General features: G+C 52.9%; 22 protein-coding genes. 10 read left to right on the forward strand and 12 right to left on the reverse strand.

The window, feature by feature from the left end; translation table 11 throughout:
* The gene (gene serB / locus L1X57_RS12460) at positions 1-1,206 is read left to right on the forward strand and encodes a phosphoserine phosphatase SerB (RefSeq protein WP_009721917.1); all 1,206 of its coding nucleotides are present in this window, start codon (positions 1-3) and stop codon (positions 1,204-1,206) included.
* Positions 1,207-1,254: 48 nt separating this feature from the next.
* On the opposite strand, the gene L1X57_RS12465 is transcribed toward serB, so the two are convergent.
* From L1X57_RS12465 to L1X57_RS12495, 7 genes are all read right to left on the reverse strand, one after another.
* Positions 1,255-2,088 carry a DUF6694 family lipoprotein gene (locus tag L1X57_RS12465; RefSeq protein WP_234667755.1) on the reverse strand — a complete coding sequence of 278 codons (834 nt, stop codon included), beginning with the start codon at positions 2,086-2,088 and terminating at the stop codon, positions 1,255-1,257.
* A gap of 143 nt (positions 2,089-2,231) precedes the next feature.
* Positions 2,232-2,618, reverse strand: a complete 387-nt coding sequence (locus L1X57_RS12470) for a Na+/H+ antiporter subunit G (protein ID WP_009721919.1) — start codon at positions 2,616-2,618, stop codon at positions 2,232-2,234.
* Between the two features lie 28 nt (positions 2,619-2,646).
* A complete protein-coding gene (locus tag L1X57_RS12475; RefSeq protein ID WP_009721920.1) occupies positions 2,647-2,916 on the reverse strand; it encodes a K+/H+ antiporter subunit F in 270 nt (89 codons plus the stop codon).
* Positions 2,910-3,407, reverse strand: coding sequence for a Na+/H+ antiporter subunit E (locus tag L1X57_RS12480; RefSeq protein ID WP_009721921.1), 498 nt, complete (start codon positions 3,405-3,407; stop codon positions 2,910-2,912). Before L1X57_RS12480 ends, L1X57_RS12475 begins: the two co-directional genes overlap by 7 nt.
* Positions 3,404-4,915: a monovalent cation/H+ antiporter subunit D gene (locus L1X57_RS12485; RefSeq protein WP_009721922.1), complete on the reverse strand. Its 1,512-nt coding sequence runs from the start codon at positions 4,913-4,915 to the stop codon at positions 3,404-3,406. The genes L1X57_RS12480 and L1X57_RS12485 overlap by 4 nt, the downstream gene beginning before the upstream one ends.
* Positions 4,912-5,244, reverse strand: a complete 333-nt coding sequence (locus L1X57_RS12490; protein WP_009721923.1) for a Na+/H+ antiporter subunit C — start codon at positions 5,242-5,244, stop codon at positions 4,912-4,914. Before L1X57_RS12490 ends, L1X57_RS12485 begins: the two co-directional genes overlap by 4 nt.
* Positions 5,244-8,075 (reverse strand): monovalent cation/H+ antiporter subunit A, encoded by a 2,832-nt coding sequence (locus L1X57_RS12495; protein WP_009721924.1) that lies wholly within the window; start codon positions 8,073-8,075, stop codon positions 5,244-5,246. The genes L1X57_RS12490 and L1X57_RS12495 overlap by 1 nt, the downstream gene beginning before the upstream one ends.
* Positions 8,076-8,233: 158 nt before the next feature.
* On the opposite strand from L1X57_RS12495, the gene L1X57_RS12500 reads away from it, so the two are divergent.
* Both L1X57_RS12500 and leuA read left to right on the forward strand, forming a co-directional pair.
* A complete protein-coding gene (locus tag L1X57_RS12500) occupies positions 8,234-9,136 on the forward strand; it encodes an ion transporter (RefSeq protein WP_009721925.1) in 903 nt (300 codons plus the stop codon).
* 16 nt (positions 9,137-9,152) lie between these two features.
* On the forward strand, positions 9,153-10,859 hold the full coding sequence (gene leuA, locus L1X57_RS12505) for a 2-isopropylmalate synthase (RefSeq protein ID WP_009721926.1): 1,707 nt from the start codon (positions 9,153-9,155) through the stop codon (positions 10,857-10,859).
* A 72-nt stretch (positions 10,860-10,931) separates the two neighbouring features.
* Here leuA and epmB read toward each other — a convergent pair whose 3' ends face one another.
* A complete protein-coding gene (gene epmB / locus L1X57_RS12510) occupies positions 10,932-11,963 on the reverse strand; it encodes an EF-P beta-lysylation protein EpmB (RefSeq protein ID WP_009721927.1) in 1,032 nt (343 codons plus the stop codon).
* Between the two features lie 119 nt (positions 11,964-12,082).
* Here epmB and efp point away from each other — a divergent pair, with 119 nt between their 5' ends.
* Both efp and epmA read left to right on the forward strand, forming a co-directional pair.
* The gene (gene efp, locus L1X57_RS12515) at positions 12,083-12,649 is read left to right on the forward strand and encodes an elongation factor P (protein ID WP_009721928.1); all 567 of its coding nucleotides are present in this window, start codon (positions 12,083-12,085) and stop codon (positions 12,647-12,649) included.
* 117 nt (positions 12,650-12,766) lie between these two features.
* The gene (gene epmA, locus L1X57_RS12520; RefSeq protein WP_009721929.1) at positions 12,767-13,747 is read left to right on the forward strand and encodes an EF-P lysine aminoacylase EpmA; all 981 of its coding nucleotides are present in this window, start codon (positions 12,767-12,769) and stop codon (positions 13,745-13,747) included.
* A 17-nt stretch (positions 13,748-13,764) separates the two neighbouring features.
* Here epmA and asd read toward each other — a convergent pair whose 3' ends face one another.
* The 3 genes from asd to rsgA are packed head-to-tail and all read right to left on the reverse strand — an operon-like array spanning position 13,765 to position 16,524.
* Positions 13,765-14,598 carry an archaetidylserine decarboxylase gene (gene asd, locus L1X57_RS12525; RefSeq protein ID WP_009721930.1) on the reverse strand — a complete coding sequence of 278 codons (834 nt, stop codon included), beginning with the start codon at positions 14,596-14,598 and terminating at the stop codon, positions 13,765-13,767.
* A 10-nt stretch (positions 14,599-14,608) separates the two neighbouring features.
* On the reverse strand, positions 14,609-15,451 hold the full coding sequence (locus L1X57_RS12530; protein WP_009721931.1) for a sulfurtransferase: 843 nt from the start codon (positions 15,449-15,451) through the stop codon (positions 14,609-14,611).
* A gap of 53 nt (positions 15,452-15,504) precedes the next feature.
* A complete protein-coding gene (rsgA, locus tag L1X57_RS12535; RefSeq protein ID WP_009721932.1) occupies positions 15,505-16,524 on the reverse strand; it encodes a small ribosomal subunit biogenesis GTPase RsgA in 1,020 nt (339 codons plus the stop codon).
* A 146-nt stretch (positions 16,525-16,670) separates the two neighbouring features.
* Between rsgA and orn the strand changes: the two genes are divergently transcribed.
* The gene (orn, locus tag L1X57_RS12540; protein WP_009721933.1) at positions 16,671-17,264 is read left to right on the forward strand and encodes an oligoribonuclease; all 594 of its coding nucleotides are present in this window, start codon (positions 16,671-16,673) and stop codon (positions 17,262-17,264) included.
* 18 nt (positions 17,265-17,282) lie between these two features.
* On the opposite strand, the gene queG is transcribed toward orn, so the two are convergent.
* Complete coding sequence (gene queG, locus L1X57_RS12545; protein ID WP_009721934.1) at positions 17,283-18,395, reverse strand: tRNA epoxyqueuosine(34) reductase QueG; 1,113 nt, start codon at positions 18,393-18,395, stop codon at positions 17,283-17,285.
* A gap of 95 nt (positions 18,396-18,490) precedes the next feature.
* Between queG and L1X57_RS12550 the strand changes: the two genes are divergently transcribed.
* Genes L1X57_RS12550 through mutL form a run of 4 tightly spaced genes read left to right on the forward strand, consistent with a single transcriptional unit; the run spans position 18,491 to position 23,946 of the window.
* A complete protein-coding gene (locus L1X57_RS12550) occupies positions 18,491-19,984 on the forward strand; it encodes a bifunctional ADP-dependent NAD(P)H-hydrate dehydratase/NAD(P)H-hydrate epimerase (RefSeq protein WP_009721935.1) in 1,494 nt (497 codons plus the stop codon).
* An 11-nt stretch (positions 19,985-19,995) separates the two neighbouring features.
* Positions 19,996-20,493 carry a tRNA (adenosine(37)-N6)-threonylcarbamoyltransferase complex ATPase subunit type 1 TsaE gene (gene tsaE, locus L1X57_RS12555; protein WP_009721936.1) on the forward strand — a complete coding sequence of 166 codons (498 nt, stop codon included), beginning with the start codon at positions 19,996-19,998 and terminating at the stop codon, positions 20,491-20,493.
* Positions 20,484-21,995, forward strand: coding sequence for an N-acetylmuramoyl-L-alanine amidase (locus L1X57_RS12560; protein WP_009721937.1), 1,512 nt, complete (start codon positions 20,484-20,486; stop codon positions 21,993-21,995). Before tsaE ends, L1X57_RS12560 begins: the two co-directional genes overlap by 10 nt.
* A 22-nt stretch (positions 21,996-22,017) precedes the next feature.
* Positions 22,018-23,946: a DNA mismatch repair endonuclease MutL gene (mutL, locus tag L1X57_RS12565; protein WP_009721938.1), complete on the forward strand. Its 1,929-nt coding sequence runs from the start codon at positions 22,018-22,020 to the stop codon at positions 23,944-23,946.
* Positions 23,947-23,966 lie beyond the last annotated feature (20 nt).

A 23,966-nucleotide genomic window follows, 5' to 3' on the forward strand; every position in this document is an offset into this window, starting at 1 on the left:
ATGGCAACACGCTATTTGATTCGTGCGTCCGGGGTTGCGCGCCCAGGGCAGTTGGCTGGCCTGGGTAAGGCGTTGGCGGCGGGAGGCGCTCGGCTGTTGGATATTAATCAAAGCGTGACGTTTGGCATGCTCTCTTTGGAAATGCTGGTGGGGCTTGATCAGGACAGCGCTTTGGAAGCTGCCCTGAGTGAAGCGGGGGATACGCTAGCGTTAGACGTACAAGCAATTGCGGTGAGTGGTGACGATTATCAGCGCTGGAGCGAGCAGGCCAGTCAACCAAGACTGATTTTAAGCCTGCTAGCCCCTAAGTTACCTGCTGGTATATTAGCTGAAGTAGGTGCGCTGACTGCTGAGTTTGGTCTCACCGTTGAACTTATCCATCGCCTTTCAGGCCGAGAAGCGCTTGAAGGTGACTCGCCTGCTAACGGTGCTTGCGTTGAGTGTTGGCTCAGGGGAAGCGATGCGGAGCTAGAAGCTCTACGTGAAAAGGCCTTAGCGCTAGGTGCTCAGCATGGTGTCGATATTGCTATTCAAGAAGACTCTATCTGGCGTCGGCATCGTCGTTTAGTGTGTTTTGATATGGATTCGACGCTGATCAAGACCGAGGTGATTGATGAGCTGGCTCGCCGCCATGGGGTCGGAGATGAAGTCGCCGACGTGACCGAGCGAGCGATGCGGGGCGAGTTGGATTTTCAGGAAAGCTTCCGCGAGCGTATGAGTAAGCTAGCCGGTTTGGATGAGTCGGTCTTGAAGGAGATTGCCGCCGAACTGCCGCTGATGGACGGCGTCGAACGGCTGATGGCGAACTTAAAGCGTTTTGGTTACCGCACAGTGATACTGTCGGGGGGCTTTACCTACTTCGCTCGTCATCTTCAGGATAAGCTCGGCTTTGACGAAATCCACGCCAACGAGCTGGTGATTGAAAACGGCAAAGTGACCGGTGAAGTAAAAGAGCCGATTGTCGATGCACAGCGCAAAGCCGACCTTTTGGAACAAATTGCGCTACGGGAAGGCTTTACCTTAGAGCAGACTATTGCCGTCGGCGATGGTGCCAACGACCTTAAAATGCTGGCGAAAGCGGGCCTTGGGATCGCATTTCGTGCCAAGCCTGTGGTTCGTGCGCAAGCCCGCCAAGCAATTTCAACGTTGGGAATTGATGCGGTGCTGTATTTAATCGGGTATCGAGAGGCAGATCTAATCGACTGATTAAGAGTGCTGCCAAACGAACAGGCGGTGTCTTAGCACCGCCTCTGGTTAGTTGACAGTATGGGCATTAACACCGCCATATTCAGCACGCAGCGCTTCTAGTTTTGCGGTTTCATTTTCGCTAAGCGGTGGTGAATTCCAGAGGGGCTCGCCTTGCGCATCATTTATCCCTTGCAGTGTTAAGGTTAGCTCCGTATTACGGGGGATCTGGTTATTTCCCCAGGGACCGAAGCGGTTGGGTGCAAGGCTCCACTGTGCGGTCTCGCCGGGCGCTAGGCCGCCAGCAATAACATAGTAAAATTTCTCGTCGACCCACGGTGTCTCGCGGTCTGGACTGGTCAATACGCCATGTAAAAATAATTCTGAAATCACCTGCTCAGAGCCATTGGTGACTTGAAGGTCAATCACAGGTTCAAATGCGCCGTAGGGGCTTGTGCTGATGTAGTAATCGGCACTTTCAATGCTTACCTGGGCGCGTTGCTGTTGGTCGTGTGCAGCGCTAGCCTGTTTGGTTTCTAGGCGATCAAGTGTTTGTAGCGCCTGCTCGCGTTCGCGGGCGCGACGTTCACGCAGCATTTTGTCGGCGCGTTCTATCACCTCATCGCCCGTAAGGCCATGCATGTAGGCGTTCGCTGACTCGGCAATTTCGGCGGCATTCATACGTTGGGCATTAAGTAAATCGATGCCGCTAAACGATGACATGGCAATAATAGTGAGTGCCTGGTCGAACTCATCACGTTTGTAGGTGGGGAGTGAATCACGCACTTTCTCAACGGAGACAACGGCGGCTGGCATTGAGCTTGTGTCTATTTTGGGGTCTGAGCAACCCGCTATCATCAACGTGGTTAATGACAGCGCCGACAACCTAAGCAGGCTCCACATATAATTACCTCAAAACAGGCTAACAAAACGCAAGGAGCTTACCGGAAAGTGTCGCTTCCCACTACTGTCTCGCGCCTTTGAAGTATAAAAAGCGCCGGCGTTTCAGCCAGCGCTTAGCGATCAAGAACGGATGTCCTTATCTTTCAGCCGTGCCCCTTATCAGGGTGCGGTACGGGTTTTTCACCTACTTCTTCTGAACGCAGTTCTACCGGTTTGCCCTGGGTTTTGTCAGCGTGCTTGAGCTGCATGTGGAGGCCCGTTTTAGCGAGCAAGTGAGCGCTAACCGGTGCAGTAATGAACAAAAACAGAGTAATCAACAGTTCTTGCGCGTCAGGTTTACCGTCGATGCTCCAAAAGTAACCCATTGAGGCGACAAGCATACAGCCTATACCAAGCGTGGTGGCTTTGGTGGGGCCATGCAGGCGCATGTAGAAGTCTCTTAAGTGGGCGAGACCCAGCGAGCCGATAAAGACGAAAATACCGCCTGCTACTAACAGTAGTGAAATTAGCGCTTCGACAAAAAACGACATTGGCGCATCTCCTGAGACGTTACACGGTTCATTCGATAATATCCCCGCGTAAAATGTACTTACATACTGCCACCGTGCTGATAAAGCCGAGCATGGCAATTAACAACGCAGACTCAAAATAAGTCTTGGTGTTGAGCCATAGTCCCAGCAGCACGATCAGCGCAATCGAATTGACATACATGGTGTCGAGCGCCAACACACGGTCTGGCAGGTCAGGGCCAATGGTTAAGCGATAAAGATTCATCAATAGCGCCATTACCACCAGCGCTAAGGTAATCACCAGTGCAGCGCTTAGCATTCGTAAATCTCCTTAAGTGGACGCTCATAGCGCTCGCGTATTTGGGCAATTAAGGCGTCCTCATCGTTCACATTAAGTGCATGAATAAGTAGCGATTTACCGTCCATGCGTAAATTTGCCGAGACGGTGCCTGGTGTAAGACTGATGGTGCTGGCGAGTAGCGTAATAGTGAACCGCTCTTCAAGCATCAGCGGATATTCAATAAAGTGGGGTTTGACCTTACGCCAGGGGTTAGCAATTAAGTACGCCACCTCGAAATTGGCGGTCACGATATCGCCTAGTACGCGAAGCCCAAAACGCAACAGTTTGAACGGTTTACCAATGCGCGGACGTGCATCCCAAAAGCGGTGGGTCAATAACGGAATGAGGATGGCCAGCGCGCCGCCTAGCACAATCTGACCAAACGCAAAGCTACGCACGAGTAATAGCCATACTAATAGCAGCAGCAGTGATAGTACCGGCGTAGGAAGCCAAGCGCGGGGGGCAATCATTGGGCGTCTCCAGCATCAGGCAGAAGCGTATTAATCAACAGCTGTGGGTTTGCCAGCTGCTCTCCCGTGGCTTGAGTATAGCTACTCACAGGCCCTGCAAAGATCACCATTAGTGGTGCCGCGCTGAGCAGCCACAGCATGCCAATCCATTGGTAGCGAGAGAGGGAGCTGCCGCTTGGGCTGCCACGGTGGCTGCGCCAAAACAGCGTAGAGCCTGCGCGAGATAGTGCAATTAATGACGCGAGACTCGTTAATAGCAGTAGTGGCCAAAGCCACACACGCTCACTACCTTCTGCGGCATTAAGCATCAGTGCTTTCCCGAGCGCCCCGGATAGCGGTGGTAAACCCGCCACGGCAATGGCACCGATAAAAAAGGTAATCGCCAGGGCATTTCCTTGTATCAATGGGCGGCCTTTAACAATGCGTGTGCCAGGTTTACCCCGCTGAAGGCCAATCATTTCGGCCAGTAGAAAGAGCCCGCCGGTAATCAACGTAGTGTGAATAAGATAATAAAGCAGTGCTGATGTCGCAGCAGGGGAACGCATGCCAATTCCGGCCAGTAGCGTACCTACCGAGATAAGTACCAGGTACGCTATTAACAGGCGCAAATCACGTGCGGCCATAACGCCGACACCTGCTGCGGCTAACGTTGCGAGTGCTAACCACCATACCCAGGGCTGCTCTAGCGCCACTAAACCACCCGCCTGATCGCTGAATATCAGTGAATAAACACGCAAAATCGCGTAAATACCCACCTTCGTCATAATGGCGAATAACGCTGCCACTGGCGCAGGCGCTGCTGCATAAGCGCGGGGCAGCCAAAAGTAGAGGGGCAAAATAGCCGCTTTTAAACCGAAAACCACTAGCAGCATCAATGCCCCTGCGGTGACTAAGCCTTCGCGCTCAGCAGGCAGGTTGGCCAGTTTGTGAGCCATGTCGGCCATGTTCAGCGTACCCGTTGCACCATATAGAATGCCCACGGCAATCAGAAACAGCGAAGAGCCCGCTAAGTTGAGCACGACATAGTGAACACTGGCCTGGATGCGTGCTTTGCCTCCGCCATGCAGTAGTAACGCGTAAGAGGCTAGCAGCAACACTTCGAAAAAGACGAAGAGATTAAACAGGTCGCCGGTTAAAAAAGCACCGTTAATGCCTAGCAACTGCCATTGAAACAGGCCGTGAAAGTTACTGCCTTTTTCATCATCACCGCCGCAGGCAAAAATGACCGCACCGACCGCCAGAATAGCGGTCACTAACACCATTAATGCCGACAATCGATCAAGCACCAGCACTACGCCAAACGGTGGCTGCCAGTCGCCCAGCGCGTAGTAAGTAATGTCGCCACTCGCTGCTTGGTTGACCAGTGCAATTGAGACGAATAACAAGAGCACAGAGGCGACAACGCTAACCGCGCGCTTATAGCGTACTAATCCTTGGCGTTGATAAAGCAACAAAATGCCCGCGACTAACGGTAGCACCACGGGTAAAACAATCAGGTGTTGAATCATTCGTGGTCTTCCTTTTTGCCGTCGACATGGTCGTTACCCACTTCGCTGCGTGCACGCATGGCCAGGATGACCACAAAGGCGGTCATCGCAAAACCAATGACGATCGCTGTCAACACCAGTGCCTGGGGCAGCGGGTCAGCAATGTTCGTGCTTTCATTTACCAGTGCAGCTCCGTCCGTAGTCAAGCCACCCATGGAAAACAAAAACAGGTTGACCGCATAGGAGAGCAGCGTCAGACCAACCACGACCGGAAAGGTGCGTCCCCGCAGCGTTAAATAGAGTCCACACGCGGTTAATATGCCCGTCGTAATGGCATAGAGCATTTCCATTAGAGAGACTCCTTGTCATTGGGCGTATACGAATTATCGGTGGCTTTTGGGTCTGTGACGGGCCGATGGGGTGTGGTGACTTTACCCAGATTGGCAAGAATCATCAGTGTTGCACCAACAACGGCTAAGTAAACGCCGAGATCGAATAGCAGTGCGGTGGCCAGCTCAAAGGTGCCAACCAGTGGCAACGTAAAGTAACCGAAAGACGATGTTAGAAACGGGTAGCCCAACAGCCAACTGCCTAGCCCCGTGAGTGTTGCAATGGCCACCCCTACCACGGCAACCGGCTGGAAGGGGAAGTTAAGGCGTTCTTGCGCCCATTCCACACCGCGCGCCATATACAGCAAGATAAGCGCGACAGCGGTAATCAAGCCAGCGATAAAACCGCCGCCAGGTTGATTATGGCCGCGCAAGAAGATAAACGCAGAAACCAGCAGCGCTAGTGGCAGTAACGTCATTGAAATCGACGTTAAAATGGCGGGATAGCGATCAGGTGACCACACGCGACCTTCGCCATCGCTATGAGGGATAAACAGGCGTAGTCGGTTTAATAGTTTAAAAATCGCTAAACCTGCAATGGCCAGTACCGTAATCTCGCCAAGCGTATCGAAGCCACGGAAGTCGACCAGGATCACGTTGACGACGTTGTAGCCGCCGCCGCCAGGTTTACTGTTTTCAACAAAAAACTCAGAAATCGACAGCGTTTCACGCGTCATCACCGCATAGTTAAGGCTAGCCACCACTAAGCCTAGTGCGCCTGCCAGTAACATATCCCGTATGTTGCGCTTAGGGCTCGATTCGCGTGGTGTTTTTTGGGGTAAGAAAAACAGCGCTAACATCAGCAATATCATGGTAACAACCTCTACTGATAGCTGAGTCAGTGCCAGGTCTGGGGCAGAAAAGCGTGCAAAGGTGAGTGCAACGAATAAGCCTACGACCGAAAGCATCAGTAATGAAATTAACCGGTATCGATGGGTGGCAGCGGTTGCCACTCCCCCAAATATCAGCATGCCTGCACCTAACAAAACAATGCCATCAATCGGCTGATTGCCTTTTGAGCCAGTTAAGTCGTCAATGTTTGCCAAGCCAATCACGCCCATCAGTAACGCCGCGAAAAGCAGCCAACCCATGTAGCGCTGAAGTGAGTTGCCTTCAAGCTTGGTGATCAGTTGTTCGGCCCGATAACCGAGTGTGACGATAAAACGCTCAAAAACGCGGCGCGCATCAACACTGGCAAATGGCTGCACGAAACGGCGTAGATCAGCATGGCGCCAATACAGCGCAATTCCCGCAACAAAAGCCAGCGCACTCATGATTAAGGGGAGGTTGACGCCGTGCCAAATAGCCAAATGGAAATCAAGCGGCTCGCCCAGTACGGCTTGGGTCGCCAGTTGCAAAATGCCAGTGGCAAAGAAAGCGGGGAAGAGCCCGACTAAGACACAAAGTGCCACTAGAACTTCCACAGGCAGACGCATTAAATGCGGTGGCTCGTGAGGAGCTTTAGGTGTTGCTTCTTTAGCGGGTTTGTAAAAAACCGCATGCACCAAGCGCACTGAATAAGCCACTGAAAGAATGCCCCCTAACGCTGCCAGCGCAGGGAGTAACCAACTAAGTCCACCTAGTACCGGGGTGGCTAGCGTTTCGGTAAAGAACATCTCTTTAGAAAGAAAACCATTAAATAGCGGTACACCTGCCATAGCAGCGGCGGCCAGGGTGGTCAGTAGCGCTGTAACAGGCATGGCCTTTTTCAGACCCCCAAGTTGCTTGAGTTCTCGGGTGCCCGTTTCATGATCGATAATCCCTGCGCTCATAAACAGGGCGGCTTTGAAGGTGGCATGATTCAAAATATGAAACAGGGCTGCTAGCACCGCCATTGGACTACCAATACCCAATAATACGGTGATCAAGCCTAGATGACTGACGGTTGAGAACGCCAGAATTCCCTTGAGGTCGGTCTTGAATAGAGCAAACCAAGCGCCGTAGAGCAGCGTGATAGTGCCTATTAATGGCACCACTACGCTCCAAAGTTCGCTACCAGCAATGGCAGGATGCAACCGCGCCATTAGAAAAATACCCGCTTTCACCATAGTGGCAGAGTGCAGATACGCTGAGACTGGCGTTGGGGCTGCCATGGCATGAGGTAGCCAAAACTGGAAGGGAAACTGCGCTGATTTGGTGAATGCACCGAGTAGGACCAGACCAAGCATCAGTGGATAGCGCGGGTCGGCTACGATCGCAGCACCACTGCTGAGTACATCGTCCATTCGGTAGCTGCCCGCCATATCGCCCAGCAGCAGTATGCCTGCTAGCAGGGCCAAACCACCGGCACCAGTAACGGTAAGTGCCATGCGGGCACCTTTACGGGCATCACTGCGGTAGGACCAAAAGCCAATCAACAAAAATGATGAAAGACTGGTTAGTTCCCAGAATAACCAGAGTAAGATGAGGTTGTCTGACATTGAAATACCTACCATCGATGCCATAAATAGCATGAGAAACGCGTAAAAACGTCCAAATGGCTCATCTTTGGCTAGGTAAAAATGGGCATACAATATAATCAGAAGGCCGATGCCCAAAATCAGCAGATTAAAGAGCAGTGACAGGCCATCTAATCGAAATGCCAGCTCTAGGCCTAGCTCGGGCATCCATACCGCGTTAAAACGCAGCGCTTCACCTTCTAACAGGGCAGGGATCTGCAACAGTGTCAGCAGCAGGGCAACAGCGGGCAGTATGCTTGTCGCCAGCGAGCACAAGGTGCGGCCGCGTTGGGCAGTTAATGCCGGCACCAGCACGCCTAGCAGGGGCAGTAAGGCTATCCACAGCAGTGTCATGGGCTTATCCAGCGCAAAAAATCATAGAATACCAAGGTCGCGATAGGTACCTGGGTGACGGAGATACATCAAGTGAAACAGCAGGGTATCACTTGTATAGTAAGTGCGTGATTTTAGTATAAAGTGATGCCGTTAACCGTTTAGAGACTCCTCGTTCCATGAGTGAACCATTCAATACCTGGCAAGCCCGCTTCGAAAAACTGCGTAGCAACAAGCTGTTTGAAGGATTAGTGATTTCCATCATTGTGATTTCCGCGCTGGTGATAGGCGCGAAAACCTATGAGGAAACCTCCCGGATAGAGCAGTGGCTGCTTTATCTAGATATTGCGGTAACCGTGTTCTTTCTGATTGAGATTTTGATCAGAATGGCAGCCGAGCGCAACTTAGTCAGCTTTTTTAAGAAAGGCTGGAATGTTTTCGACTTCTTGATAGTGACCGCAAGCCTGATACCGATGGACGATTCGGAGATGGTGCTGCTGGCACGCTTGCTGCGAATATTCCGCGTTTTACGCTTGGTATCGATGATTCCTGAGCTGCAAATGCTGTTGGTAGCGCTGGTGAAATCCATACCCCGCATGGGCTATGTTGTACTGTTGATGTTTATTATCTTCTACATCTATGGCGCTGTGGGAAGCTTTCTGTTCCACAATGTTGATGAAGGCCTTTGGGGGAATATTGCCCTTGCTATGTTGACGCTGTTCCAAGTGGCGACGTTTGAGAGCTGGGCAACCGCTGTACTTTATCCAACGATGGAGGTCTATCCTTATGCGTGGATTTATTTCCTAACCTTTATTTTTCTTAACGCGTTTATTTTCCTCAATATGATGATTGGCATTGTGCTGGACGTCATGCAAAAAGAGAGTGCCCAGCTAGATTTAGATAGTGGTGAAGGGGACTCTGCCCAACTTCAAGCGTTGCGTAGCGACGTGCATACGTTAAAAGCCCAGCTTGATCGTATGGAGGCTGCCATGGCCCATAAAGGCACTCCATCAACTTCAAGTGACCAGGCCGACCAGTCTAAAACAGGGTTGCCAAAAACAGAGTTGCCAAAAACAGAGTAACGAAAGGAGCGCCGCCATGATGTTGTCCGACCCTTCTAAAAAATATCGCCCCTTCGTGGCCGTTGACTTGCCTGACCGCCATTGGCCTAGCCAGCGCATCCAAGTGCCGCCAATGTGGTGCAGCGTAGACCTTCGTGATGGCAACCAGTCGTTAATCGACCCCATGGATCAAGAGCGCAAGCAGCGTTTGTTTGACCTGCTGTTGAAAGTTGGTTTTAAAGAAATTGAGGTGGGTTTTCCATCGGCCTCGCAAACTGACTTCGACTTTGTCCGTTCGTTGATAGAGCAGGATAAAATCCCTGATGATGTGACGATTCAAGTGCTGACCCAGGCGCGTCCGCATTTAATTGAACGCACGTTTGAAGCTCTTAAAGGCGCTAAAAACGCCATTGTGCACGTCTACAATGCCACCGACCCGATGTTTCGGCGGGTAGTGTTTAATGTAGATAAAACAGAGTGCGTTCAGATCGCGGTTGATGCGACGGCGCAAATTCGCGATTTAATGGCCGCTAATCCAGAGACTCACTGGACCTTCCAGTACTCGCCTGAACTATTCACCACCACGGAGATGGACTTTGCGGTAGAGATTGTCGAAGCGGTAATGGATACCTTTGGGCCTAGCATTGATAACCGTATGATCGTCAATTTACCGGCCACCGTAGAAGTCGCAACACCCAATAACTATGCCGATCAAATTGAATGGTTCTGTCGCCATGTGAAAAAGCGCGACACGTTAATTGTCAGTGTGCACCCGCATAATGACCGCGGTACTGGCGTAGCGGCAGCAGAATTGACGCTAATGGCCGGTGCTGATCGGGTGGAAGGTACGCTGTTTGGCAATGGCGAGCGTACTGGTAACGTGGATATCGTGACGCTTGCTATGAACCTTTACACTCAAGGCGTTCACCCGAATCTGGACTTCTCCAACATTACGCCCATCATGCGCGAGGTGGAGTACTGCAACCAGTTACCCGTTCATCCACGCCATCCCTACGTCGGCGATTTAGTATTTACCGCGTTTTCAGGGTCGCACCAGGATGCGATTAAAAAAGGCATGGCTGATCGTCGTGCCCATCCTGAAGCATCTTGGGATGTACCATACTTACCCATCGATCCGCTGGATGTGGGGCGCAGCTATGAAGCGGTGATTCGCGTTAACAGTCAGTCTGGTAAAGGCGGTATTTCCTATCTGCTGGAGCAAGAGCACGGCATTGAACTGCCGCGCAGGCTGTCGATTGAATTTAGCCAAGTAGTCCAAGAAGTCGCTGATCGCACTGGGCGTGAAATTACCTCACAAATGATTTACCAGGCGTTTGCTGACGAGTACCTGGAGCAGCATTCGCCGCTGGTGTTGATTAGCCATCGCCTCTCTTCTGAGCCAGAAAGCCCAAAAGTTGCGCTTGAAGCGATACTGGAAAGCAGTGGCGAGCGCCAAACGGTAACCGGCGAGGGCAATGGCCCACTGGCTGCCTTTATCAAAGCGCTAGCGGCTAGCGGTCAGGACGTGGAAATAATCGACTACCATGAGCACTCCCGCGGACAAGGGGCTGATGCTGAAGCAATCGCCTATGTCGAGGTGCGCATTGATGGCAAAGCAGTGTTTGGTGTGGGCAGCGACGAAAGCATCACCAGCGCGTCTATGAAAGGTGTGCTTAGTGCCATTAACCGCCACCACTCCACCCAAGCGCCGGCTGCCAATGTCACTGCAGAAACGCTAGGCTAAATCCCCCGATTTAAAGTGATTGCTAGCATACCTATAAGGAGGCGTTGGCCTCTTTATAGGTAGTCAATATGTTTATGATAGCGACAGCGGCGTCTTGCTGGCTTTGCCAGGCACTTCGCGCACTAAGCGGGGCATCAAGAAACCTGGCAAGTGTTCAAGCAACCGGTTAATAAGCGCTTTGGCTTCCTCATCGGGCACGTCAAAATGGGCGGCGCCTTGCACAGGGTCGACCACATGCAAGTAGTAAGGCAGCACCCCTGCTTCAAACAGGCGTTCAGACAGAGTGGCCAGCGTGCTGACGCTATCGTTTATTCCGCGCAGTAACACGCTTTGGTTCAGCAGGGTGACACCCGCTTGCTTTAAGCGTGTGCAGGCATCGATGACCGCTTGGTCAATCTCATTGGCGTGGTTAATATGCAGCACCATGACTTTTTGCAAACGCGTCGACGTTAGCCAGCCAAGAAGGGCGTCATCAACCCGGTCGGGGATCACTACGGGTAGGCGAGTATGAATGCGCAGCCGCTTAAGGTGTGGGATGCTTTCGAGCTGTTCAACTAGCCACGCCAGTTGACGGTCGTTGGCAGCAAGCGGATCACCGCCAGAAAGAATCGCTTCGTGAAGGGTTGTGTCGCCGCGCAAGTAGTCCAGTGCTTCTTGCCACTGCGCTCTGGACGGCGAACTGTCGCTATAAGGAAAATGGCGGCGGAAGCAGTAGCGGCAGTTAATTGCACAAGCGGGGCTGGCAATTAACAGCACGCGGCCAGCGTACTTATGGATGAGCCCTTTAACGGGCTGGTGCTCCGCTTCTTCTAGTGGGTCGGTGACGTAACCTTGCGGTTTCAAGGCTTCATCGCTGACCGGAAGCACTTGGCGGAGCAGTGGGTCATTGGGGTCGTTGGGTACAATACGCGTAAGATAGGCGTCTGGCACACAGATCTCAAACAGCTGGTGCCCAGCAGAAGCACCAGGTAGCCAGCTTTCGTCCAAGTTCAAGTGCTTGCACAAAGTGGCCGGGTCGCGAATCGCTTGGGAAAGCTGCCGCTGCCATGACGCGTAAGTCTGGGTAGACGGGCGCTTATCAGCGATAATAATGTTCTCCTGCAAAAAAGCCCTCCTTCGGGTTATCATGCGCGCACTTATTAGACGACGCTTACAACGACATTATCAACGGCGAAGCATGGCTTCGCGCACTACGTTACTGAAATAAAACACTGAGAGGCATCATGGCGAACTATTCTACCAATGAATTCAAGGGCGGTTTGAAAGTAATGCTCGACGGCGATCCTTGTTCCATCGTCGAGAACGAACTGGTCAAGCCAGGCAAGGGGCAGGCATTTAACCGCGTTAAGCTACGTAACCTGATGACTGGCCGTGTTGGTGAGCGTACTTTCAAATCCGGAGACTCGCTGGAAGGTGCCGATGTCATGGATTTAGAGATGGAATATCTCTACACCGACGGCGATATGTGGCATTTCATGAAAACAGATGGCTCCTTTGAACAGTACGCTGTTGAAAAGAAAGCCTTGGGCGATACTGAAAAATGGCTCAAGGAGCAGGTGCCCTATATTATTACGCTTTGGAACGACAAAGCGATTTCCGTGACGCCACCCAACTTCATTGAACTGGAAGTGGTTGAGACGGATCCAGGTTTGAAAGGTGATACTGCCCAGGGTGGTTCCAAGCCTGCAACGCTGTCATCGGGTGCTGTTGTCCGCGTACCGTTGTTTATCAACCAGGGTGAAGTACTGAAGATTGATACGCGTTCTGGCGACTATGTTTCTCGGGCATAAGCGTTTTTTGACTATAAGCGCTGCTTGAGTGACCGGGGGATAGTTAGCCGCGAAAGCATCTACTTTATAAAGCCACGTAATAGCTATACGTGGCTTTATAGCATTGGGGAGACGTAAATGACGGCTAACTGGCAGCCAACGGCAAGTATCGAAACGTTGCGCGAGCGTGCGCGCTTAATCGCTGGGGTGCGTGCTTTTTTTGCTGAGCGCGGTGTACTTGAGGTAGAAACACCGGTGTTGGGGCAAGGTGGGAGCACCGATGTGCACTTAGTCTCGCTCTCCAGCTTGGCACGAACTGATAAAGGCCAGCGCAGGCTATGGCTGCAAACGTCGCCAGAGTTTCATATGAAGCGATTATTGGCCGCTGGCAGCGGGCCAATCTTTCAGCTTGCTAAAAGTTTCCGCGATGGTGAAATTGGCAGCCGCCATAATATTGAGTTCACCATGCTTGAGTGGTACCGCCCTGGATTTGCCTTGTCACAGCTGATTGATGAGACGACCACGCTGGTTGCCAACGTACTGCCGAGCTTTGCAGGCCCAGTAGTTCATTATCGCTACCGAGAGCTGTTTCATACCTACTTGGCGGTAGACCCCTTTACGACGTCTATTGACACACTACGTGCTTTGGCTACAGAGCGTGGCCAAATGCAAGCGCACGCGCTTGCAGAAGAGGGGCGCGATACCTGTCTAGATCTGTTAATGAGTATGGTGATTGAGCCAACACTTGGCCAAAACGAACTAAGCGTGGTCGTAGATTACCCCGCCAGCCAGGCGGCCCTGGCGCGCCGCCATCAAGATGCAGACGGTGAGTGGGTAGCCTCTCGTTTCGAGCTTTATCTCAGTGGTATTGAACTGGCAAATGGCTATGACGAACTGATTGATGCTGAAGAGCAGCGACTGCGTTTTAGTGAAGACAATGCCGAGCGTCGCCGTTTAGGCTTGCCTGAAGTAGATTGTGATGAGCAACTGCTAGCAGCGCTGCATCATGGAATGCCGGAAAGTGCAGGGGTAGCACTGGGCATGGATCGTCTTATTCAACTGGCGCTTGGTAAAGCACGTCTGGAAGACGTGCTTACCTTCTCAACACCTAATTGCTAGCGTTAATTGCTGGCGTTTTAAGGCGCGCCTAGGGTCTGGCCCATATGCACCTTGGCACCTAACGGATTATCTTCAAAAGCCACCGGCTTGGCGAAGCACATTACCACTGTTGAACCAAGCTTGAAGCGGCCCATTTCAGCTCCTCTTTCAAGCGTGATTGGCTGCCCGAAACGCATGCGCTGGGGGTGGCCTGAAAGCGGTGTCACCTGGCCTGCCCAGACAGTCTCAATAGCCGCGACAATCATCGCACCTACCAATACCATGGCCATTGGGCCGTGCTCGGTATCAAAAATGCAAACCAAACGCTCGTTACGAGCAAACAGCCCTGGCACGTAGTTAGCGGTTGCTTGGTTGACCGAAAAGAGTCGCCCTGGCACGTAGATCATCTCGCGTAATGTGCCCGTGGCCGGCATATGTACGCGGTGATAATCGCGAGGGGAGAGGTAAACCGTCGCAAAACTGCCGCCCATAAACTCTTCAGCTAGCGCGCTGTCGCCACCTAACAGGGTTTGGGCAGAAAATGTGTGGCCCTTCGCTTGTACTAACTGACCTGCCTGTAAACGACCGAATTGTGACAAGGTGCCATCAGCAGGGCTTAGCAGGCCCTCGCCCAATGGGCGAGCACCGTCTTTCAGCGCGCGGGTAAAGAAGTCGTTGAAAGTTGTATAAGCGGTGGGGTCTGGCTCCAGCGCTTGGCTCATATCCACGTCAAAACGTTTGATAAACGCCTTAATTAATTTGTCCTTCACCGAGGTGGCGTCGCACTGAGCGAGCTTACCTGTTAAGCGCGAAAGCGCATGGTGAGGAAGTGGATACTGAATGAGGGAAAATGCTTTTTGGGAAAGGGTCACAGTAATATTTTCACTTCTCAATCGGTGTGTCGTTGCGGTTGCCCCATTCGCCCCAAGAACCCGCATAGCCACGTATATTAAAGCCCAACGCTTTGCCGACTAACCACGTGAAGCTGCTGCGGTGATGGCTTTGGCAATGAGTGGCAATTTCCATTTCGGGCGTTAGGCCGAGCGCGCCTAGTTCGGTCATTAGCTCAGCATAATCGCGGATGCGAAGTGCGCGGTTGCGATCCATGGCGTCAAGCCAATCCATGTTGACTGCACCGGGGATATGGCCAAGGTGCTTGTTATTGCCCTTTTCACCATCAAACTCGCCTTTAGAACGGGCATCCCACACGGCGAACTGTTTATCCTCGAGCTTTTGTTTGATTTCGTCGCAGGTGATTAAGGCATGCGGGTTTAAGATCTCCGCTCGGTACTCACTTGGTGTTGGGGGGGTAGGTTCGGAGCTTTCTTCCAAGCCGGAGTCTCTCCATGCATGGATGCCGCCATTCAAATAGGAGTAACGGGTGTGACCGATTAGCTCCAGCGTCCATAGCAGTCGCGCTGCCCAGCCTCCGCCTTCATCGTCGTAAGCGATGACGTGAGTATCTCGTGTTAGGCCAAGTGCGCTGAACAGCCGTGAGAGGAACTCAGTGCTGGGCACGTCATTGGGTACCGGTCCTTCGCCACGCATTAGGTAGCGAAAATCAAGGTAAATGGCACCTGGTACATGGCCGTGGCGATAGCTATCGCCATTCGCTGGTACATCGATAATCAGCAATTGCGGATCATCCAGGTGCTCTTGAAGCTGCTCGGGCTCAACAATCAGCGGTAATAGATTAGTTTCCGATGAATGGCTAACGTTGCTCATTGACAGCTCCCTATCCTTAGCAAGTGACATGTCAGGCATCAAGCTAATAAAAATTATGCGTTTAAGCTATCGAGAATGCGTCGATAGCTGGCAAAACGTTCTGGATGAATCTTGCCTGCCTCGACTGCTTCAAGTAAAGCGCAGCCCGGTTCGTTGCGGTGGCGGCAATCTCTGAAGCGGCAGTGACCAATGAACGGATGAAACTCAATAAATCCATCGGTAACTTCCTGTTCATCAAGATGGATCAAACCAAACTCGCGAATACCAGGGGAGTCAATGAGCTCGCCGTCAGTCACTTCATCACTACTCATTGCATAAAGCCGAGCGGTGGTGGTGGTGTGAGTGCCTTTGCGCGAATCTTCTGACAGCGCGCCAATGCGCAAGGTTTCGTCGGGTAGCAGCAGATCAATCAGTGATGATTTGCCAACGCCACTCTGGCCGACAAACACCGATGTTCGCCCTTCAAGTTGCTGGCGCAATTCATCTAAGCCAGCTTCATTGGCAGTGGTGGTGCGAACCACGGTGTAGCCCAGAGATCGGTAGCGTTCAAGCAATTGTCCCAGCTTGCCACCATCTTCTGGCAGCAGGTCGGTTTTGTTGAGCACCAGCACGGGGGCAATGCCTGTGGCTTCGGCAGCAACTAGATATCGGTCAATCAGGTTAGGGTGCGGGGCGGGCTCTACCGCAAAGACGATCAGTAATTGATCAATGTTGGCCGCCACTGGTTTTAGCTGGCCCCGTGGATCTGGGCGCTTAAGCACACTGTCGCGCTCCTCTCGGGCCACGACGACGCCGGAACCATCTTGGCCTGCCCGCCAAATCACCCGGTCGCCGGTGACTAAGCCATCCAGGTTCGCACGAAGGTGGCAGCGTACGGGCGTACCATCGGCATCACGCACTTCTAATGTTCGCCCGAAGTGAGCCATGACTCGGCCCGGTTGTTCGGCACCATATTCGCCAGCGGCAAGTTTTTCAGCGTCTTTCACATCACGCTTTTCAGCACGTTGTGCACGTTCCGCTTGGACTTTATCGACTCGCCACTGTTGTTGGCGACTTAATTTACGTTTGCTCATGACCACCTGATGCTCGGTACAATAGTGGCATTGTACTCACCTGTGCAGTCTACTGTCCTGTATTGGGTGCTGGTTAAGGCAATATAAGCCACACTTTAACTCTAATCGCCGTATTAAGTGGCGGTACTGGCCAAGGATTGAATGTAATGAGCGAGCAAACTGCTGAGAACGCAACCCCGCGAGATGATTTGCTAGTGTGGATAGACTTGGAAATGACCGGTCTGGATCCAAATAAAGAGCGCATCATTGAAGTGGCCACACTGATTACCGATGCTGATTTAAACGTCGTAGCAGAAGGGCCTGTGATTGCGGTGAAGCAGCCTGACAGCCAACTGGCACAAATGGATGACTGGAATCAGAAGACCCACGGGGAAAGTGGGCTGGTGGCGCGCGTCAAAGCGAGCACGGTGACTGCTGCTGAGGCCGAGCAGCAAACGCTCGATTTTCTTCGCCACTATGTAGTGTCTGGCTCCTCGCCTATGTGTGGTAATAGCATTCATCAGGATCGGCGCTTCCTTGAGCGTGAAATGCCGGATCTTTGGGCGTTTTTCCATTACCGTAATTTGGACGTATCGACCGTTAAGGAGTTGGCCAAGCGCTGGAATCCAGGTGCTTTAGCAGGATTTAAAAAGCAGAATGTCCATTTGGCGATGGATGATATCAAGGAGTCAATTGCCGAGTTAGCTCACTATCGCAGTACGTTCTTACGCCTCGAAACGGTAACAGACGAAGAGGAGTAAGGTGGTTTAGAAAAGCGGCTAAGCGTCTTCAGTGGCAATTCTCGCACCACGCTTGAGGCGCTGCTCCTCGAGCGCCCAAGCAATGTGCTCACGCACTAAGCTGCTTGGGTAGGCTCTTCTTGCCCATAAGGCTGACTCAACAGCGCGACTCCAAGGGGCATTGCCTAGGCCAATGGCGAGATTGCGCAGCCAGCGTTCGTAGCCAATGCGCCTAATAGGACTGCCCGCTGTTTTATCCAAGAACTCGTCTTCACCCCAGGCAAACAGGCTAAGAAGGTCAGCGCGGTCAAGGTCATGACGCGGCGCAAAGTCATCTTCCTGGGTAATGCGGGTGAAGCGAGTGAAAGGACACACCAGTTGGCAGTCGTCGCAACCGTAAATACGATTGCCCATGGCGCGGCGAAATTCAGTCGGTATCGCCCCATGCAGTTCAATGGTGAGATAAGAGATGCATTTGCGCGAGTCGACGACCTTATCATCAACAATAGCGCCGGTTGGGCAGGCGGTGCGGCAAGCGTTACAGCTACCGCAGTGTTCTTGAGTAAACGGTGCATCGGTAGGTAGCGGTAGGTCGGTATACAGCTCGCCGAGGAAAAAAAGTGAGCCTGCCTTGGGGTTCAGTAGCATAGCGTTTTTACCAAACCAGCCAAGGCCTGCTTTTTGCGCTAAGGCGCGCTCCATGACGGGGGCAGAGTCTACAAACGCGCGATAGCCAAACGCGCCGACTTCCTGTTCGATATTTTTGGCTAGCTGCGCCAACCGTTTGCGCATTAATTTATGATAGTCGCGGCCCAGTGCATAGCGTGAAACATAGGCGCGGCTAGGCTGTCCAAGCACCTTTGTGCTTTCTACTTCAGCGGGTAAATAGTCCATGCGCACGCTGATAACCCGCTGGGTGCCGGGTTCGAGCTCTTCCGGGCGGGTGCGCTTGGTGCCATGTTTTGCCATAAAGCTCATGTCACCGTGGTAGCCTTTTTCAAGCCAGGCATCTAGGTGTGTTTCATGTGCCGCTAGCTGGGTGTCTGTAATGCCTACTTGCTGAAAACCTAGCTCTCGGCCCCAGGTCTTGATTAGGTCCGCAAGACGCGTTAAGTCATCATCAGATAGTGAAAAGGTGGTGGAACTTTGCATGGTAAATCAACGGTAGCGCGTTAAGCGCGCTATGCTAACGCATAAGTGGTTATCAACACACTAGCGGCTAACCGTCACCAGATTAAGGAGAGATCGTGCCCACGTTAAGTACTTCCTCGCTACGCCCCCTTTATACAGCGGCTCAAGTGCGTGAGCTTGATCGGCGTACGATAGCCGGTGGCATTGAGAGTTTTGCTTTAATGCAGCGGGCGGCCTCAAGTGCGTGGCACAGTTTCCGCTCCCGCTGGCCGCAAGCACGTAGCGTGACAGTGCTTTGCGGCAGTGGTAACAACGGTGGTGACGGTCACGTGCTCGCGGCGTTAGCGATGCAATCTGGGCTTAAAGTGCAGCGCATCTCACTTAGGCCTTTAGAGGCGTTAACGGGAGATGTTGCTCGGGCTGCGGAGCTGGCGTCGGCGGCGGGCGTTGGTTTGGATAAGTGGCAGCCAAACACCACGCTGGTTGGCGAGGTGATAGTTGATGCGCTACTGGGGACTGGATTGGCAGGTGATGTTGCCGGAGAAATAAAGCAGGTGATTGAGGCGATCAATGCATCGCATCAGCCAGTGTTGGCGCTGGATATTCCCTCTGGAATCTCAGCAGACACAGGGGCCGTCATGGGATTAGCCGTTGAGGCAGCCTGCACAGTGACGTTTATAGGCGATAAAATTGGCCTGCATACTGGCGATGCGCCCGCTTATACAGGTGAAATTGACTTTCGTCCGCTGGGTGTAAAGGCGCAGGCATTTTTTGATATACCGCCAAGCGCATGGCGTTTGGACGATGAGCTTCTTGGAGAGGTCTTCACGCCGCGCTCCCGTATTAGCCATAAAGGCGATCTAGGGCATGTAGCGGTAATGGGCGGCGCGCTAGGGTTTGGTGGTGCGGCATTGCTCGCTTCTCAAGCCGCTGCTCGTTTGGGCGCCGGTAAAGTCAGCTTAGCAACCGCACCTGAGCATGTGACGGCAAGTTTGATGCGCTGTCCTGAGGTCATGGCCCATGGTGTTCGCGGTGGCGCCGATGCAGGCCAGCTCCCTTCTCAGGCGGATGTGATTGTCGTCGGGCCAGGGTTGGGGCAGGGGGCTTGGGGGCAAGCGATCTTGCAGAGTGCCTTGCAGTCAGACGTGCCGTTGATCGTTGATGCGGATGCGCTCAACCTATTAGCCAGTCACTGGCCGGATGTACGTCGTGATAATTGGGTGTTAACACCGCACCCCGGTGAGGCTGCTCGATTGCTAGGCTGCTCAGTTGCGGATATTCAAGCGGACCGCCCGGCGGCTGCCCGAGCTCTCCAGCGGGCGCGAGGTGGCGTCGTGATTTTAAAGGGGGCGGGTAGTTTAGTGGCTGGCCCCAGCGGGTTAGTCATATGCCCTTATGGCAACCCTGGAATGGCCAGCGGTGGCATGGGCGATGTGCTTAGCGGCATGCTAGGTACACTGGTGGCCCAAAGCGATAATATAGAGCTCGGAGCATGGCTTGGGGTGGTGGTGCATGCTCAGGCAGGAGATGAAGCAGCTAAAACAGCGGGGGAACGTGGCCTGCTGGCAAGCGATCTGGCATCCTATGCACGAGTCTTAATTAACCCGTGAAGGCGGCCTACATGCAAGTGCAATTGAATAATGAAGTGGCCCACGTTGCCTTTGGTGAGGCATTGGGGCAAGCGCTACAAGGTCACGGGCGTGTTTATTTAGAGGGCGACTTAGGCGCAGGAAAAACAACATTGACGCGCGGTATATTGCGAGCTTACGGCTATCAGGGGGCCGTTAAAAGCCCTACCTATACGTTGGTAGAGCCCTATGAGCTGGGTACGCAGCGTATTTATCATTTAGATCTGTATCGTTTAGCAGACCCAGAAGAGCTTGAGTTTATTGGCGGGCGAGACGTGCTTGCCGATGAAGCGCTCTGTTTAATTGAGTGGCCGAGCCGAGGTGAAGGTTGGCTCCCCGCGCCTGATGTGCGAGTGGTGCTGGAAGTGGCTGATCCTGGACGTTTGGTTACGCTAACCGCAGAAACAGGCTTGGGTGAACGAGTGATAAGCGAGATGGTTAGCAAGCGTGGCAGTGAACAGCTTGAAAGTGGTGTAATTCAATGGCTATAAACAGCGCACTAAACTACCTGGCACGCAAAGTGTCGATTGGCTGTGTTCTTCTGGTGGCAAGCGTTTCATCTCTGCAGGCGGCAACGGTAGAGAGTATGCGGCTATGGTCAGCTCCAGATCATGCGCGTTTGGTGTTTGATCTTACGGCAGCGGCAAACGCGAATGTTTTTTCCCTTGAGAACCCGTCAAGGCTAGTCATTGACCTTGACGAAAGTCACTTGGACACCGATGTGTCTACGCTACCGCTGGACGGTAGTGCGATTGATGAAGTGCGAACAGGTATTCGAGACGGTGGTGGGCTTCGCGTTGTTCTGGAGCTAAATCGTGAGATATCTCCGCGCCACTTTACGTTGCCGCCAAACGACCAGTATGGCCATCGTCTGGTTGTCGATCTTGAGTACCCTGGCGAAAGTCCGGTTGAAAACCCTATTGATCCCATCGAGGCGATGATTCGGGATCAAGAGATACTTGCCCAACGAGCAAACACGCAGGCTCGAGCTCAAGCACAGTCTCAAGGGCAGTCTCAGCCTCAAGAGCAGGTGACATACGAAGCACCAACGCCCCAGCAGCAGTCACCTGTCGAGGTTCAGCCCGCGCAGCCGCATCCGCAGCGAGATATTATTATCGCTATTGATGCAGGTCATGGCGGAGAAGACCCAGGGGCCATTGGTCCAGCAGGAACTCGAGAAAAAGACGTTGTTTTGGAGATTTCCCGACGCTTAGCAGCAGAAGTGAATGGGACCCATGGCTTTAAAGCAGTGCTCATTCGAGATGGTGATTACTATTTGGGGCTTCGCCAGCGCACTCAACTAGCCCGAGATCAGAAAGCTGACTTTTTTGTATCGATACATGCTGATGCGTTTACGAGTCCTAGACCTCAGGGAAGCTCTGTCTATGCGCTTTCCCAGCGAGGTGCAACGTCTGAAACGGCTCAATGGCTGGCCGATAGCGAAAATCGCTCCGACCTGATTGGTGGCGTCGACGGCAACCTTTCCTTACGTGACAAAGACCAAGTACTACGAGGTGTGTTGCTAGATCTCACTATGACCGCGACATTAAACGATTCGCTGTCTATCGGTGGCCAAGTACTGGACCAGTTGGGTCGTATCAACCGTCTCCATAAATCTCGCGTTGAGCAAGCCGGGTTCATGGTGCTGAAGTCGCCAGATATTCCGTCGCTTCTTATTGAGGTTGGCTTTATCTCTAACCCTGATGAAGAGCGTCGCCTGCGTGATCCTGTCCATCAGCGCGGATTATCAACGGCCATTTTCAATGGATTGCGTGATCATTTCGAGCGTAATCCGCCGCCCGCGAGCCTACTGGCGTGGCAGCGCGATAACCAGCGTCGCCCTAGCGGTAACGAATACCGTATCCAATCGGGAGATACGCTGTCAGCTATTGCAGTGCGCCATGGCGTGCCGGTGAATCAGCTTAAACAGGCTAATGATATTAACGGTGACGTTATCCGTGTTGGCCAGGTGTTACGCATTCCACGTTCATGATCATAAATTCTCGAGGTGACGGTTGTCTGAATTGATCTCTTCGCCAACGCGCATTCATGTGCTTGACCCTCGTTTGGCGAACCAAATCGCCGCGGGGGAAGTTGTCGAGCGCCCTTCATCAGTGACGAAGGAACTGATTGAGAACGCTATTGATGCTGGCAGTCAGCGAATTGAAGTGGAAATAGAGCAAGGCGGCGCCCGGCTTATTAAAGTTCGCGATGATGGTATTGGTATTGGCGAACAAGACCTGCCACTGGCGCTTGCCCGCCACGCGACCAGTAAAATCAATAGTCTTGAAGATCTAGAGGGCGTGAGTTCGCTGGGATTTCGTGGCGAAGCGTTGGCCTCGATCAGTTCTGTCTCGCGGCTGGAGCTAATCTCTAATGCTGAAGAAGACCCCCGCCAAGGGTGGAGAGTGGTTGCTGAAGGACGTGGTATGGAGGCGCGCGTAACGCCTGCTCCCCACCCCCGTGGTACCAGTGTTGCAGTACGGGACCTGTTTTTTAATACGCCTGCGCGGCGCAAATTTTTACGTACCGAAAAAACAGAATTTGCCCATGTTGAAGAAGCTTTTCGACGCCAGGCGCTATCGCGTTACGACGTAGCCTGGGTGCTTCGTCATAACCAGAAAGTGGTTCATCAATTGCCACCGGGTGTGACGCCAGCCGCTCGCGAGCGGCGTATCGCTTCGCTATTAGGTAAAAACTTTATTGAGCATGCCCGCTACATAGAGCGAGAAGCGGGTGGGTTGCGCATCAGTGGCTGGGTTGGTTTGCCCACGCACTCTCGCTCCCAAGCAGATCAGCAGTATTTCTTTGTCAACGGACGTGTGGTGCGTGACCGTTTGGTAGCCCATGCCGTTCGTCAGGCTTATCGCGACGTGTTGTATAACGGTCGTCATCCAGTGTTTGTGCTTTACCTGGAGCTTGATCCAGACGTCGTCGACGTCAACGTGCATCCAACAAAGCATGAAGTGCGTTTTCGCGATGGTCGGATGGTGCACGACTTTCTTTACTCTAGCCTGCATCATTGTCTCGCTTCTTCTAAGCCTGCTGAAGAAGAACAGAACATGTCTCATGGGCACGAGGATGACGTAACAGACGCCCCAGGTAGTGCTGGCGAGGTCGATGTTCAAACGCCAGCTCCCCGCTGGCAGCAGCAGGGCATGGCGCTATCAGACTCCCCTGACCGCCACCCTGGGGCAGAGCGAGTTCGCCGCTTCATGCAGGGCTATCAAGCACTGCATCCAGATCATGAAGAGTCGCTATTAACGCCGCAGCCGAGTTCGCCAAGCATCAGCACATCAAAAGCGACGGAAGTTCGTGAGGCTCCGCTGGCGATGCCCGAGCATGATGCAACCGCGGCACCTCCGTTGGGCTTTGCGCTGGGGCAGTTGCACGGTGTTTATATTTTGGCGCAAAACGCTCAGGGGTTGGTGCTCGTAGACATGCACGCTGCTCACGAACGAATTGTCTACGAGCGTATGAAAAATCAGTTGGCTGCAGCGAATGGGATTGATACGCAGCCGCTGCTGGTGCCTGTTTCCTTGGCCGCAAGCCGGGCGGAAGTAGCAACGGCGGAAAGCGAACGCGACGCCATTGCCCAGTTAGGCGTTGAGCTAGACGTGGCAGGCCCGGAAACCTTGTTAGTCCGACAATTACCAGCCCTTTTGGCTCAGGCAGATCCAGAAGCCCTGATACGTCAAATGCTCGAAGAGCTGGCGCGGTTTGGACGAACTCATCAGGTTGAAGCACGTATTCATGAGCTACTGTCGACCATGGCATGCCATGGTAGTGTCCGTGCGAATCGGCGCTTAACCATTGATGAAATGAACGCCCTGCTGCGAGATATGGAGCGCACTGAGCGAAGCGACCAGTGCAACCATGGTCGCCCAACCTGGACGCAAATGAGCATGAAGGCACTCGACCGCCTGTTCTTACGTGGACAATAGTTGCGTGGTCAGTGAAGACA

The organism is Halomonas sp. TD01 (assembly GCF_923868895.1).
Lineage (GTDB): Bacteria > Pseudomonadota > Gammaproteobacteria > Pseudomonadales > Halomonadaceae > Vreelandella.